The following is a 14779-nucleotide window of genomic DNA, read 5'->3' as shown; positions in this document are numbered from 1 at the left end:
CTCAACCGCGCATGAACAACCGGCGACCGCTTCTGAAAGCCGGACGCTCAGAAATCCGGGTCGAAGGCGATGCCCGGACGTAGGAACTCCGGTGTGGGAGGTGTGCCCCACAGATTGAGCCAGCGACCGGCCAGACCTTCGGAAATGTCCCAGGTGCGTGGCTCGTAGGTTGCGTCATTATCGATACGGTCCAGCTCAATCGAATTTTCGACCAGGCAGCCATGCGGGTCGGCGTAGTAGGTGAAGATGTTGCCGCCGGCGCCGTGCCGCCCCGGGCCCCAGACCAGCGCCCTGTCCTTAAGGGTGAGATTGTCGGCGATTGCCGCCAGATCCTCGAGCGAGTGGAGATCGAAGGCGTAATGGTGAAGGCCGCTCTCCCCCGGCCCCATGGCGATGGTGTGGTGAAATCCGTCCTCGGCTCGGTACCAACGCAGGCCATCTTCTCCGGTCTGGTCCGACAGCTTCATGCCAAGCACCTTCTCGCAAAACTCGCCGAAGGCCTGGGTATCCGGCGCAAATGAGTTGATATGTTCGATGCGGCGGGGCCGTGCACCGGGCGTCGAATAGTTATAACGACGTGGCTGATTGCGAGTGATCGGCGTATGCACCTCGAAGATACTGCCTCCCGGCGCGATCAGGCGAACGGCCTTATCGTAGTGCTTGCCGAGCGGTGTGTCGTCGAGCACGGTGAGGCCATCGGACAGGGCTCTCCGCTTGACTTCGTCGACCGCGTCGGCGCTGGCGGCCTCCAGCCCGCAGGCCACCGCCTTGCCGTCCCCCTTGACGTAGGTCACTTCGTGGTGGCGGTCGTTGCTTGAGAGATAAACCGTGTCATCTTCCTGCTCGGTGATGCGAAGACCGACGACGTCACAAAGGTCCTTGGCAGCGCCGACCGGATCGGGCGAAGAGATGACCACATGTCCCATCTGTCGAATTAGGTATGTCATTCCGGTTCCTTCTCTTGAATGAATGAATTTTTTCCCGTGGTGCTTCTTCGCGTTCGAGTCCGCAAGACACCCCTCCCCCACCCTGCTATGCGGAGACCACAACCTTGCCGGAGATGTTCGGACACGCAGGTTCGGTCTGCATGTAGGCGGGTCGCGAGCCACGCGGCTCGCCGCCCGGAATTTTGTCGGGCCTCAGGTCGCCGCGTTCAGTACCTTTCTGACGGAGGGACGCTCGCCGATGCGCTTCAAATAAGCGACGATTGCCGGCCAGGCCGAGAGATCGAGTTCGGCTCTCTTCGCCCAGCCCAGCACCACAAACGCGTAGGCGTCGGCGATCGTGAACGCTTCCCCGGCCAGATAAGGGCTACTGGCGAGACGAGTGTCGATGACACCGAAAACCCGGGGCAGGAAGGTCGTTTTGGTCAAGTCGCGATATTCCACCGGCGTGTTGGGCCGATTGAGCGGCGAGAAGGTCTTGTGCAACTCGGTTGCGATGTAGTTCGTCCATTCGAGCACACGATAGCGGTTGAAATCGCCCGGTGGCGGCAAAAGCCCGGAAGCCGGTGCCTGGTCGGCGACATACTGCATGATCACCGCGCCTTCGGTAAGGACCTCGCCGCTGTCGAGAAGGAGCGCCGGAACCTGTCCTATGGGATTGACGTCGAGATAGCTCGTTCCGTCCCGCAGGTTCTTGGTCTGCAGATCGACGTCCACGAGATCGACCGGAATGGCTACCTCCTCCAGAACGATCCGTGATGCGGTCGAGCAGGTTCCGGGGACTTGGTAAAGCTTCATATGTTGCTACTCCCAATCGAGGCTGTTGTGCATGGTATCAATGCTTGGGGGGTGCGATCTTGTTCACACTGCTCCAGTGCTCGGAAAGCCTATCGCCACGAACGCGGAAGGCATCGAAAATGAAATAATCGTAGGTTTTGCCGCTGCCGTCCGGTTCAGGTTGAGGTAAACAGGCAGCGACAACAACCATGTCTCCTTCGGCGACGATGAATGCCGGAGGAATAAGCATCTCGGCGGGTTCTGGCACCGGCCCATTCGGGAAAATCGTCCTCACGAAACCTTCGAGCCCAGACAGACCGCTGGGTATATGGTCGCAGTGCTGGCGGTAGTCCTCAGTCACGAAGTCCTTCGCGGCATCAGGGTTCTGACCATCGAAGACCCGACGATAGAATTCCCGAACCAGATGCTTGTTGCGTTCCAGCTGTTCTTTGTTTTCATGTTCCATGACATTGTCCTTTGTGGTCCGCAACGACGTCCTCACGGCCGGCGCAACGGGGAGAGTCCGAGGCCGCCGCTGATGTCGAAGGCAAGGGTGGCATAGAAGACAAAGCCGTCCTTCTGCCGGCCGGAGGAATAATCTGCGAGCACAGACGTGTTGGGGTTGACGATATAGGCGGCGCCGAGATCGAGAACACCGCGCTCGAAAAGTCCAACGCTTCCATGGACGTCGAACATGAACGTATCCCGCGGCTGCTTCTCGTCGATGCCGGAAAAGAATAGTCGCGCGTTTCTCTCGTATTGCGCACGCTTCTCGCTGAGCCCGATGTAATGCACCGAAGCGCCAATCGTGGCGACGGGATTTTCCGCCCAGAAGCCCGAATATTCGATCCCCGCATAGGCCTCCCACGGATAGGCCTGACCGTCGCCGAAGGTGTGAAACAATCCGCCATAGAGCGCGATGTTCTCTGGAACGGGCCCAGCACCTGGCGCGCTCCAGACGACTTTGCGGACCTGCCCGTAAACGCCGGTCGTGCCTTCGTGCTCGACGATCGTGGGTGCCGGCCCAAAGGTCGGGTTACCCCAACCGGAATTGTAGAGAGCATCCTCATAACGCGTGGAGCGATAGTAGGCGCCAACCTCAAATTTCAACGGATTCGGATTATCGAAAAACGACTCCTGGTGCGTGAGGTTCGCGATCGCAATTACGCCCTCGGCATCACCCTTGCCCCAGTCCCAGCCATTTCCCTCCTGCCAGTTGTCTGGATTGTCCTCAACGACCCCGAAACCGATCGCGGTATTGGGCGTGAAATGATAGCCTGCGCGCGCACCCCAAACTGAAAGCGATTCCCCCGGCATATTGAGAGTTGTCGCCAGCGTCGAGTTCAGACATCCGAGCCCCCCGCAAAAGCCCCGCGTCATGAAGTCTTTTCCGAGTCCCATTCTGCCCGCCTCGATCTGAAGCCTGTCATCAAGGAAATCGGCTTCGATCGTCAGGCGCGTCAGATCAGTCCGTGAATCCACAACAGGCACCGGAAAAAATGCGTTCGACAGATCGAAGAGATAATTGTCAGTGTTGTACGATGGGTAGTTGATTGTCTCGACCCATTTGATCCTCAGGTCAGGCGTCAGGTTGCCCGTGGCTCCGAAGACGAACATTCCGTAATTTGCGGAGGAGCCTCCTTCGAATCCAAAGGACGGTGCATTCTGATAGATGTTCACATAATCAAGTTGAATATCGACTCCGTTGTCGTGAAGCCATTTGCCGGTTTCCGACAATGGTCCAACGAATACGGGTTCCTGGACGCTGCCGACCGGATTAACTGGCGGCACCGCGATGGCAAGGCCGTTATCATCTGCACAAGCAGTAGCTGCAGTCACAAGAACAATCGAGGCGGCATAGCCAAGTCGGACGCGCATTTTCCCCTCCCATATGTAAGTTGATGCTTTCATCGGCCTGCTCCCCCGGCAGGATATTCTTCAATTCTGTTCAGTCTGGGCGGCGAGGCGAGCAGCACGGCGAGTGCGCCAATGATGCAGAGGCCGATAATGATGTTGAACATCAGCGCGTAAGATCCGGTCTGGTCGAAAATCGCTCCGGCGCCGGCCGCTCCCGATGCTGCGCAGAACGTGGATACCGGCATCATCGAACCGAACATCGACGGGAAGGCTTCTCGCCCGAAGTAGTTTCCCAAAAGCGCCATAATGCAGACTTGCGAAGCACCGTAACCGATCCTCGCAGGCACGGCGTAAAGCAGTATCCCCGCAAAGCCCTGCGGTTGTCTCAGCAGATAGAAGCCAAGGGTGACGAGCACCATACTGGCTGCGGCAATGATTGCCGGCGATATGCGATCACCCAAAAATCCTGCCGTCATATTGCCGACGAAGGAGGCGACGATCGTGATCGCCATGGCCATAGCCGCGTCCGCTGACGTGTAGCCAACGTCCTGCAGGTGGACGACCCCGTGCGCCATCAGAAATACCCACGCCACTCCAGCAACGCTCATATAAGCGAGGATGAGCCAATAGGATCTGCTTTTTACCGCCTCCTTCAGAGTCCAGTAGATCTGGCTCTTGAAAACAGCAGTCTCCCCTCCGCTTGAGAAATCGTAGGGTTTTCAACTACGAGCCGCTCAATATCGCGTTCGTTCAGGGCGAACCGGACGGTAAGCAAGGCGACGGAGGCGAGGCCTGCGATCACCCACCAGCCGAGGCGCCAGTTGTTGCCCGAAACCGCCAGCAAGCGGTCAAGGGCCGGTGGCGACAGGAACCCACCAAACTCGATGGCCGAAAGCACGACCGAGACTGCCAAGGCGCGGCGGACGTGAAACCACCGCGCAATAGCCGCTTGCGCAGGCAACATGCCAGCGACGCATACACCGGTCCCGACGACTAACCCGAAGGCGATGACATACTGCCAGCCGGTGTTCACGACGGACGCCATGGAAACAGATCCGACAAGCAGAACGAAACAGCCAAACGTGACTGTGCGCTGATATCCGAATTTCCTCATCAGTATCGCCACGACAGGACCCTGGAGGCCCATCATCAAGACGAACACGCCGAAGCCCAAACCGAAGACTGAACGATCGAGATTGAGATCTTCTATCATCTGAGCGTTGATTACGGAGATGCCGGCGCTAGGCACCGCCACAACCAGGAGCACTACCAGCCAAAGCGCCCCGAGAACCCTCCAAGCCTCCGCGCTGTATTCAAATCCACGCACCGCCACTGGCCTGCCGACCGCGTGCGCTCTTACTCCCTGTTCCAAAACTCTCTCCTCCCGAGTTGCTTCTTGCGCGGCCTCCTACCGCACAAGCCCCTGATTCATGCGGCCGATGCGGGTGGCGACCGGTCTGGAAGACCACCCGCGAACATCGGGAATGGTTCAATTCCCATAAGGTGCCTCCCGAAAATTTCTGCCGTCGGGTCGAGACGAACCGCACCATGCAGCAGAGCGACGCGTACATCGCGGGCAAAGCGCTGCACTGGATTGTTTTCGCTCGCGGTCGCCGACCCGATACTGAGTTGAAGCATGCTGAGGACGGCATCGAGGGAGTTTGTCGCGTAGACGGACTCCATCATCATTGCCTGTTCCTGGTCGCGAGTGATCTCGATGCCTTCGAGTGCATGGCGATCGAGAATGTCGGCGCTGCGATCGGCAACCGCCTCCGCCATCTTGATCATGGCATAGGCCTTCGCCGCGCAGACCTGCGTCGAGGCCATTTCAGCAACTTTTGCATAAGGCAGATTGAAGGGTTGCTGCTTCTTGGCCATCTCGACGTAGCATTCGAATGCGCCTCGAGCCATCCCAAGGACAATCGCCATGTGAGTAAGGTTGGTGAGAAGCATCAGGCCACGCGCATCGAATTTGCTGGCGAGGCCGCTGTAACGCCGGCGCGTTTCGTCCATCCTTATCGGGAAATCACGCATGTCCATGAAGCGTCGATCGGGAACGAATTGCTCTTCCTTTACTGTGAGACTGTTCGATGATGTCGCCTTCAATCCCATCACGTGCCAATTGTCGACGATCTCTACCTGGTCAGCTTGAAGGATGGCCATTGCACGGCTCATCTCTCCCGGGGCACGCTCGTAATCGACGCCAACGGCGATCCATTTTGCATGCTTGCAGCCGCTGCCGAAGTGCCACGATCCACTGAGCATCCAGCCCCCTTCGACGCGGCGAGCAGAACCAACCTTGGTCGCGAAGATTGAGGCTCCGGCGGCAAGCGGTCCGACCCAATTCTGTCCCCCGTCGAAGATTTCCCGGACCGCGTCGTCCGGAAAGGAGATGATATTGCGCAAGCCCCCCGCGACGAACACCATCCACCCCGCGGCACCGTCGCCGCGACCGATTTCGCTGACAATCTCGACCACGTCACGCGCTCCGAGCGCATAACCTCCGAAATCGGTCGGAAGCGTAAGCCGAAACGCGCCGATATCGTTAAGCGCTTGAAGGCTTTCGCGGCTCAAGGCGCCGAGCTTTTCGCCCTCCAACGCATTCTTGCGCAACAGGGGAACGAGTTTAGCGGCTTTTTCCCGAACGCCGCGTCCGATCTCACTGGAGTAAGGCGATTCAAGCACGTTCGTGGCCGACTCCTTAAACAGCTTCAAGTTCATGTCCACGCTATAATTCCTTGTTTTTTGGTGCTGATGGTGCCCTGTGTTCACGGGGCGGCAAAGGGTACACATGAATGAAAGTCTCTGCGAAACCACGCCACCGGCGCGCTGACTTCATCATTGGTCGAGGTGGCAAGAACCCCGCCGATCAGGAGTTGGTGATCTCCGATGATATGCGTACCGTCCAAGGAGCACTCGATGGACGCATCGAACCCGGGAAGGACCGGAACTCCGTAGCGAGATAGCGTGCAGACCAACCCTTCGAATTTGTCATGCCCGTCCGATGAAAACCGGAGGGCGAGCTCGCGGTTGGGCTCGGAAACGATGTGAGCAGCAAACTTCCTCGAGTGCAAAATCGCCTGGAGCGTCTTTGACTTTTGTGCGAGGCCGAAGACGACCAAAGGTGGGTCAAATGATAGCGAACTGAAGGAGCTGACAGTCGCGCCCGTGAGTTGATCTTCGGCGATACTTGTGACGATTACCACTCCGGACGGGAGACGACCAAAGACGTCCTTCAACTCGTTCCGGCTGGGGTAAGCTTGTACCTGTGGCGAATAAGGAAGCGGCGGCGCAGCAGCAGCATTTATTTTCATCGATACCTCCCATATCGTTTAGAGGTATCTTAGATCTAAGATATCGTCTGTCAAGCGTCATATGCGATTAGTGATGGACGCGGCTACGCGTGGACCCTTTGCGCATCATGCCCGGCTTTGGTAAGTAAAGGCTAGGCCGCATGAATCGGATTTAGACATGTTAGATAGTAGCGATCGCGTTGTATCTCAAACCCAAAAGGTGTTCGAGGAACTTGTTCGACAGTGGGAAATTGATTTCCCCGGCGAAGACAGCTCTCCGATTGCGATTGCTATGAGGATACGGCACCTTTATCAGCTGGATCAGGAATCTCTCCAGGCAATTCTCACGCCTTTTGGTCTTGGAGTGGGTGATATCGATGTTCTGACCCATCTCGCTCAGCGTCCGGAGGACCGCCCTGTTCGACCGAGCGATCTTGCGGAACTCTGCATGGTGACGACTGGCGCCATCACGGGGCGGCTAACCAAACTGGAGCAGCGAAAGTGCCTTAAACGGGTACCGCATCCTTCAGATAAGCGAACGATCTACGTTGAAATTACGGAGGCAGGTCGGGAACTTTTGAACAGGACGAGGGAAGAAGTTGCGAAGTCGTCTCATCTGCTCCAGGGCATTCGTGCTCTTGAATTCTCCGAACGGCGCGATTTGGTTGCGGCGTTGGCGAAGTTGATTTCTCTTCTGCCTTCCTGAAACAGACCCCCGCCGCTTGCTGCAACGCCTGGCTCAAAAGACTGGCGCGTTCTTCCATATCATACCGACCTTGGTCTGATTGTATCCGTCCGCATAGACAGCTCGCATATAGTCGGTATTGAAGGGATCGAGCATCGAATAGGGAATCTGTTTGTCGATCCATGCGATCCTCAATCGACTGCCGGTTCTTTGACTATGGTTATAGAGGGCAAGCAAAGCCTGTTTGGTCTGAGATTTAACCATCGTTGCGTAGGACCGTCCGGCCACCGAGATCGTCGAATTCTTCGTCTCGGCGAACTCCGGCATGAGGGCGTTGTTCACGATCACGTACATTTCGGGATGGCGATTGTTGAGAGGTGGTGGTTTGCCTGGCGAGGCGAGCACCGCGTCAGGCAATCCAAAGAATTGCATGGATGAGCCGCCATCGGAATGCAGCTCCTCGATCTGCCTGGCCCCGGATTTCGCCTTGATTGTCACCGCTGGAAAGACGCCCGGTATGCTGGCGGAGGCGATCAGGACATCCCGAAAAAGCGCCAGCGCATCGGGCCGGCCGCTGTTTGCAATAGCGCCCATGTTCCAGAGCACGCCCCGCTGGGAATCGAGATTGGTCGTCAGAACGAACAGCCGTCTTCCGCGGCGGTGCTCAGCTGCAACCTTTTGCAGGATATCATTTGTTATGTAGTTGGAAACCATCTGCCGCAAGCGCTCCCCCTTGAGAAGGCTTGTTCCAAAAAGACCGGTTCCCATCCACCTCATGTCCACGAGCTCTCTCGCCTGACCACCGGTGTAAAGGCCGGCGAGCGACTTGTCGTATGCGGAGCCGAGAAATGCGTAAGGTGCTATCAGCGCACCTGTGCTGACACCTGTGACAACATCGAATACTGGCCGTGTATGTTGATCGCTCCAGGCGGACAGGAGCCAACCGTAAATGCCCCTCCCGAACCTCCCCCCGAGACGCAGAGAACGTTGAGGTTCCTGCCGGTCGTGCGGGGCAACCACTGTGTCTGGTCTCTAATGCTGCTATCCGGGGCATCGGCATAAGCACGGATGTTGTCGAAGCCATCGACTTCGGCAACTGCCGCTTCGCTGGCCGAATAGACTGCCCGGGTTGTCGTCACGCAGCCGTACACAGGGATGCAGAGCACAACGACAAGGATGAATGAAAGCACACTGTTCCCTGGCTTGCGCATCCTTCGCGTACCTGAGCGTGAAAGTGAGCTATCAACGCGCGCCGGTTCAGCCAAAGCTGCTGGCGTCGAACGCTTAAATGCAAACCACGCGAAGGCGAAACGTCGATCCATTCGGCATCCTTACTGAGAAACCTGCTACCCCACTCAATGATCCGCTCCCATGAACTTCCGGCGAGAATGCTCCCATTGAGCACAGTGGCGCTCAGGCTCCGAAGCAGGAGAACTGCGATCGTCTGAATCGCCTGTGCGAGTATGAGCCGCACCAGCGCCATCAGATGGGCTGCAAGATGTTGCGCCAACCGGCTTCGCATCCGATGATCGTCCATGTTGACGTGTCCTCGCACATTTCATGCTCCCACCGCGGAGGCGTCAGCCAGCCTCCGCCGGCATTGGCTGCGTCTCTTTCGCCTGCCTCCCACGAAACGGCCGCTTGAGCAGCTCGAGAAAGTCATCGATGAAGGTGAAGATGACCGGGATAACGAGGAGGCTGAGGAACGTCGAGGTTAGTAGCCCGCCGATCACGACGATTGCCATAGGCTGCCTGAAACTTCCATCGCCGCCGGTGAGGCTCAGTGCCACGGGCAGCATGCCGCATCCCATGGCGATCGTGGTCATGATGATCGGCCGCGCTCGCTTGTGGCACGCATCCACCAGAGCATCAAATCGCGACATGCCACCGCGTCTCGACATGATGGCATACTCAACAAGCAAGATGGAATTCTTCGTTACGACGCCCATCAGCATGAGCAGTCCAATCACCGCTGGCATCGAGAAGCTTGTACCGGTGACAATGAGCGGCAGAAGTGCTCCGCCGAGCGACAGCGGCAACGCCATGAGGATTGTGAGTGGTTGCAGGAAATCGTGGAAGAGAAGAACCAGCACGGCGTAAATGCAGAACACGCCAATGGCCATGGCAATGCCGAAGCTTTCAAACAATTCAGAGCTGCGCTGCAGTTCTCCCTGTTCGACAAGGTGGACGCCCTGCGGAAGGTTCTTCAGTGCGAGTAGTTCCTGGGCTTCTCGGTTAACGTCGCCAAGAATCCGGCCGTTCAGCTCGACGGAAAGGGTGATGTTGCGGGAGCGGTCGATGCGGTTGATTTCCGACGGGCTGCCGCCGATGCCAATTTCGGCGATGGAACCGAGATCGACGCTGCCGTTGGTCCCGCTGACGCGGAGATTGGCGATGTCGTCCAGGGTCGTGCGGTTCCCGGGATCGAGCCGCACGCGGATCGATACCTGGCGTTGCGGCAGATTGAGCTTTGCCATCGAAGAAGAGTAGTCGCCATTGGTCGCGACGCGCACCGCCTCGGAAATCGACTCCGACGTCACGCCAAGTGCTGCGGCGCGCGTAAAATCGGGGACGATCTGGATCTCCGGGGCCTGGAGTGAGGCACTGGAGGTAACGGCGCCAATGCCCTTGAGAGTGCGCAACTGCTCCTCAAGCGCGCTGCCGGCTTGATCGAGCACATTGGAGTCGTCACTGGCAAGCGTGATCTCGAGCGTGGTTCCGTTGCCTCCCGAACCGACTTCGACCCTCACGCCCGGCAGCACGGCAAGCGCCTGCCGGATGGCGTTTTCGATCTCTGACTGCTTGCGATCACGATCTCCGATCGGTGTCAGATCAACGACGAGTGTTGCTGAAGTGACGTCATTTGTTGTTGAGGACTCCAGGCCGCCTCCCGAGGAGGCGGTGCCGACCGAGGAGAACACACGGGTCACGTCCGACAGCTTCGCGATGATGCCCGCGGCCTGGCGCGTCACGGCGTCTGTCTGCTCTATAGTGCTTCCCGGCTGCAGTGTGAGCGTGACTTTCGTCTGTGCGTCGTCCGACGCCGGCAGGAATCCTGATTTGAGAAGAGGGATGGCCGAAACTGAGAGGCCGAGGAAAACGCAGACGCCGAAAATCGTCAGCTTCCGGTGGCCGAGGCAGGCTTTTACAACGGCCAGGTAGGCGCGCATGATACGGCCATCCTTCTCTTCCGTCGGATGCGCTTTCATCATGTAGGCGGCCATCATTGGCGTCAGCAGACGTGCGACCAGCAACGAGGCCAGCACCGCGACGGCCGCGGTGATCCCGAACTGCCGGAAGATGAGGCCGGGAATGCCACTCATGAACGCGGTCGGCAGGAACACGGCGACGAGGGTGAAGGTCGTGGCGATGACAGCAAGGCCGATCTCGTCGGCGGCCTCCAGCGCCGCGTCCATCGGCGATTTTCCCATGTTGAGATGACGGGCGATGTTTTCGACCTCGACGATGGCGTCGTCGACAAGGATGCCGACCACCAGGGAGAGCGCGAGCAGCGTCACGGTATTCAGGCTGAAATCAGCGAAGTACATCGCCAGAAAGGTCGGGATGACCGACAGGGGCAAAGCCACGGCGGACAGGAAGGTCGCCCGCCAGTCACGCAGGAACAGCCAGACGACCACAACAGCGAGAATCGCGCCCTCATAGAGCATGTGCATGGAGCCGTCGTAATTCTCTATGATCGGCCCGACTGTGCTGTAGGCCTGGACGATCTCCACATCGGGATTGGCGGCCGCGAACATCTTCATCGCGGCCTGGATGTCGGCTGCGACGCCCGTGTCCGAAAAGCCGTTCGAGCGCTTGACCTGAACGCCGATCACCGGCTGACCGTCAAGATAGGCGAGCGAGGAGCGGTCGGAGAAACTGTCCGTTACCGTGCCGACTTCGTCGAGGCGCACCAGTTCCCCGCTCGGAAGCGGGATCGCGAGCGCCTTAAGATCCTCCACCGAGGCGACGGCCCCCAGCGTGCGGATCGATTGCCTGCTGCCGCCAACTTCGCCACGACCGCCCGAGCTGTCGGCCTGAACGGACTTCAGTCGGGAAGAGACCGTCGCGGCCGTAATCCCCAGCGATCCCATGATCTGCGGGTTGAGATCGACATGCACTTCGCGGTCGATGCCGCCTATGCGGCCGACCTCGCCGACCCCGGATACAGAAAGAAGCGCCTTGGTCATGTCGTTATCGACGAACCAGGACAGCTCCGTTTCGTTGAAGCGCGTCGAGCGCACGGCATAGGTGATCAGCGGAGAACTCTGCACCGTGACTTTCGTCACGCTCGGAGACTCCATGGCTGCAGGAAGATCGGTGGTGCTGTCCACCGCGTTGCGAACTTCGTTGAGAGCCTCCTCGCTGTCCTTCTCCAGCTTGAAGGAGACGCTGATCGACACCGATCCGTCCGTGATGGTCGTCGTGATATGATCGAGAAGGCTGAGCGAGGCGAGATTGTCCTCGATCTTGCGGGCGACCTCGGTCTCCAGTTGCGACGGCGCGGCGCCTTCAAGCGTCGCTGTAATCTTGACCGTCGGCAGGTCCATGTCCGGAAAGTTCTGGACCGCAAGCCGCTCGAAGGCGAGCAGGCCGCCCACCGTCAGGAGAGCAAACAACAGAATGGCGGGAACGGGATTGCGGATCGACCAGGCGGAGAAGTTCATTGCGCATCTCCTTCAACCCGCACCAGCGCTTTGTCCGAAAGGAATGCGCCACCGGATTTTACAACTGAGGTTGATCGATCGATTCCCGACAGGATCTCCACCTCGCCCCCATTGCGGCGTCCGGTCTCGACGCGCACGCGAGAGGCGCGCCGATCCTTATCGACCGTAAAGACGTAGTTGATGCCGTCGCGGAACACGAGCGCGGTCTCGGGCACCGTGAGGGCGCTTGTCGACTGCAGCTCGATCTGTCCGGTGACATAGATGCCGACAGGAGGATGATCCTCCGGTGGCAGCGTGACATAAACGATCGCGCGACCCGTATCGGTGCTGACCGTCGGTCCGACCAGCCTGACCTTGCCCTCGATGCGCCTGCCGCCGGGACCGGCAATCGCGGCAGCAAGGCCCTCCTTGATGTGAGGATAGTGCCGGGCGGAGACCTCGGCCTGCCACTCCACACGGTTTTGCCGGACCATGCGAAACAGCTCCGTACCGGAGGAAACCACCGCGCCGAGTTGGGCGGAGCGGGATGTGATCAGCCCGTCATCGATCGCGACGATCTTGGTCTGGCTGACCTTGATCTTCTGGCTGTCCAGCGTGGCTTCGGCCGACTTGAGGCTCGCTTCGGCTGTCTGCTCGGCGATCAGGTATTCCGTGACCTTCTCATCCGAAAGCGCGCCGCTTCCCCGCACCTGCCGCGCGCGGTCGGCATTGGCCTTCGCTTTGGCGAGGTCTGCCTTGGCGGTCTCAACCGACGCCTCCTCTTTGCGCAAATCCGCAAGCACGGTTTCGTCCGCCAGCTGAACAAGCGGCTGACCCTTCGCGACCACCGAGCCGACATCGACAAGAACATCGGTGATGCGAAGCCCACTGATTTCCGATGCGATGATCGCCTCGTGCCATGGCTTCAGCCAGCCGCTCGCCGGCACGGTCTCCGCCCACTGGCGCTCAGACGGCTTCACGACGGCTACGGTGAGGGCCGCAGCTTCTTCTTGCTGCGCGCGTGAAGATTGACCAGAGAATGCGAGGCTTGCCCCCGTGAGGAGGACAACAAAATAAGGGGCTATTCGCATCAGAGAGAATTTCCTTGTGATTTCGTTTGGCGCTGCGCCGGGGTAACGGCATCGGCGTTCCAGCCTCCGCCCAGCGCCTTGTAGAGGGCAATCCAGTAGCGCACCGCATCGCGCCGGATTTCGATGAGCGAGATTTCCGCAGACTGCGCCGACCGCCGGGCCTCCTCCCGATCCAGCAGGCTGGCACCGCCTGCGCGCCAGTTTGAGTCGATGGAGGTAAAGTAACTGCGGTAATTGCGGGCTGCACTGCTCGCGTCGCCGATCCGCCTGCGAGTGCTGTCGACCCGAACGAGCGCGATTTCCACCTCGGAAACAGCGCTCAGCACGCCGGACTTGTAGTTGGCGACCGCTGTGTCGTAATCGGCGATTGCGCTCCTGACGGCAGCGCGTCGTGATCCGCCGTCCAGCAGGGGAATGGTCAGCGCCGGGCCGAAGGACCAGGGCAGGGATCCACCGGTCAATGTCGAGCTGCTGACCGTCACGGAACCGCCAAGGCTCAGGCTTGGATAGAGATCTGCCTTTGCCGCGCCTACATCGGCAATGGACGCGGCCAGTTCCAGTTCGAGTGCCCCGATGTCCGGACGTTGCCGCAACGCTTCTGCCGGCACTGCCGCGGGTTTGAAGGTCTTCGGCGCCGGGATGCCAGCCTTGCCTTTGGCCAGCAATTGCCGGACCCTTGCCTCGTCACCACCGGTGACCTCCGCCAGTGACTTGACCAGGACCTCGCATTCGGCCTTTTGCGCCGTCAGTGTCGAGGAGGATGAGGCGGCACTCGCCCGCGCCAGAGCGAGATCGGCGGTGGAGGTGAAGCCCGATGTCGCAGCCGTTTCCGTAGCACGGATCGTTTCCCGTTGCGAGGCGAGTTCGACGCTGTAGACATTCTCGAGCTGCCGACAGGCCTTGTACTGGACATAGTAGTCGGCCACCTCGGCGGCGAGAGAGACCCGTGCGTCGTGCCAGTTGGCGATCTGCTTATCGACCCGAACACGCGCTGCTTCGCTCGTTTGCCGCGTTTTACCGAACAGATCGATTTCCCACGAAGCGTCCAGGCCGCCGCTTGACGCTGTCGAGGCGGTAATACGGTTGGCAGCGTCACCATCAGTGCCGGACCGTGTGACCGAGGCCGAGCCGTCCAGTCCGGGAAACAGACTCGATCGCGCGGAAGCCAGCGTTGCGCGCGCCTTGTCGATCTCGGCGGTGGCCGAGGCAAGGCTCGGATTCTCCTCCTGGGCGTAGCCGATGAGTGCTGTCAGCGACGGGTCGTTGAAGGTCGACCACCACGACAAGAGGCTTGATGCATTGCCGCCATGCGGCAGGGTGGCATGCCAGACATTCGCTACCTTGACGTCGGATGGTTGAAGCTCCGCGAATGTCGCGCAACCGGACAGGAGCAGGCAGAGCGTGACCGCCAAAGGCGGGTTGGATCTTTTTCTGAATGCGATTTTCATTGACCTGCCCGGACTAGCGAGGAATTTCCCTGTCCGTA

14 protein-coding genes are annotated in these 14779 nt (G+C 59.3%); 1 reads left to right on the top strand and 13 read right to left on the bottom strand.

Going from position 1 to position 14779, the window contains the following annotated elements; translation table 11 throughout:
* Positions 1-47: 47 nt before the first annotated feature.
* From G6L01_RS23455 to G6L01_RS23420, 8 genes are all read right to left on the bottom strand, one after another.
* Positions 48-947, bottom strand: a complete 900-nt coding sequence (locus G6L01_RS23455) for a VOC family protein (RefSeq protein ID WP_060716690.1) — start codon at positions 945-947, stop codon at positions 48-50.
* A 192-nt stretch (positions 948-1139) separates the two neighbouring features.
* Positions 1140-1742 carry a glutathione transferase GstA gene (gene gstA / locus G6L01_RS23450; RefSeq protein ID WP_060716691.1) on the bottom strand — a complete coding sequence of 201 codons (603 nt, stop codon included), beginning with the start codon at positions 1740-1742 and terminating at the stop codon, positions 1140-1142.
* 37 nt (positions 1743-1779) lie between these two features.
* Positions 1780-2187, bottom strand: coding sequence for a nuclear transport factor 2 family protein (locus tag G6L01_RS23445; RefSeq protein WP_060716711.1), 408 nt, complete (start codon positions 2185-2187; stop codon positions 1780-1782).
* A gap of 32 nt (positions 2188-2219) precedes the next feature.
* Positions 2220-3632, bottom strand: a complete 1413-nt coding sequence (locus G6L01_RS23440; RefSeq protein WP_234823940.1) for a carbohydrate porin — start codon at positions 3630-3632, stop codon at positions 2220-2222.
* A complete protein-coding gene (locus G6L01_RS23435; RefSeq protein WP_234934177.1) occupies positions 3629-4153 on the bottom strand; it encodes an MFS transporter in 525 nt (174 codons plus the stop codon). The genes G6L01_RS23440 and G6L01_RS23435 overlap by 4 nt, the downstream gene beginning before the upstream one ends.
* 77 nt (positions 4154-4230) lie before the next feature.
* Positions 4231-4950 carry an MFS transporter gene (locus tag G6L01_RS23430; protein ID WP_234823938.1) on the bottom strand — a complete coding sequence of 240 codons (720 nt, stop codon included), beginning with the start codon at positions 4948-4950 and terminating at the stop codon, positions 4231-4233.
* Between the two features lie 56 nt (positions 4951-5006).
* The gene (locus tag G6L01_RS23425; RefSeq protein WP_060716693.1) at positions 5007-6299 is read right to left on the bottom strand and encodes an acyl-CoA dehydrogenase family protein; all 1293 of its coding nucleotides are present in this window, start codon (positions 6297-6299) and stop codon (positions 5007-5009) included.
* 47 nt (positions 6300-6346) lie between these two features.
* Positions 6347-6892 (bottom strand): flavin reductase family protein, encoded by a 546-nt coding sequence (locus G6L01_RS23420; RefSeq protein WP_060716694.1) that lies wholly within the window; start codon positions 6890-6892, stop codon positions 6347-6349.
* A gap of 157 nt (positions 6893-7049) precedes the next feature.
* Between G6L01_RS23420 and G6L01_RS23415 the strand changes: the two genes are divergently transcribed.
* Positions 7050-7577 (top strand): MarR family winged helix-turn-helix transcriptional regulator, encoded by a 528-nt coding sequence (locus G6L01_RS23415; RefSeq protein ID WP_060716695.1) that lies wholly within the window; start codon positions 7050-7052, stop codon positions 7575-7577.
* A 33-nt stretch (positions 7578-7610) separates the two neighbouring features.
* On the opposite strand, the gene G6L01_RS23410 is transcribed toward G6L01_RS23415, so the two are convergent.
* The 5 genes from G6L01_RS23410 to G6L01_RS23390 form a co-directional block, all read right to left on the bottom strand.
* Entirely contained in the window at positions 7611-8492 is an 882-nt protein-coding gene (locus G6L01_RS23410) for a patatin-like phospholipase family protein (protein ID WP_234823943.1), read from the bottom strand.
* Positions 8420-8878, bottom strand: a complete 459-nt coding sequence (locus G6L01_RS23405) for a hypothetical protein (protein ID WP_234823945.1) — start codon at positions 8876-8878, stop codon at positions 8420-8422. Before G6L01_RS23405 ends, G6L01_RS23410 begins: the two co-directional genes overlap by 73 nt.
* A gap of 258 nt (positions 8879-9136) precedes the next feature.
* Positions 9137-12223 (bottom strand): efflux RND transporter permease subunit, encoded by a 3087-nt coding sequence (locus tag G6L01_RS23400; protein WP_071205896.1) that lies wholly within the window; start codon positions 12221-12223, stop codon positions 9137-9139.
* The gene (locus G6L01_RS23395; RefSeq protein WP_071205894.1) at positions 12220-13293 is read right to left on the bottom strand and encodes an efflux RND transporter periplasmic adaptor subunit; all 1074 of its coding nucleotides are present in this window, start codon (positions 13291-13293) and stop codon (positions 12220-12222) included. The genes G6L01_RS23400 and G6L01_RS23395 overlap by 4 nt, the downstream gene beginning before the upstream one ends.
* Entirely contained in the window at positions 13293-14741 is a 1449-nt protein-coding gene (locus G6L01_RS23390; protein ID WP_071207464.1) for an efflux transporter outer membrane subunit, read from the bottom strand. Before G6L01_RS23390 ends, G6L01_RS23395 begins: the two co-directional genes overlap by 1 nt.
* Positions 14742-14779: the final 38 nt, after the last annotated feature.

Source organism: Agrobacterium vitis (assembly GCF_013337045.2).
Lineage (GTDB): Bacteria > Pseudomonadota > Alphaproteobacteria > Rhizobiales > Rhizobiaceae > Allorhizobium > Allorhizobium vitis_B.
This window is presented reverse-complemented; position numbering and strand designations above follow the sequence as displayed.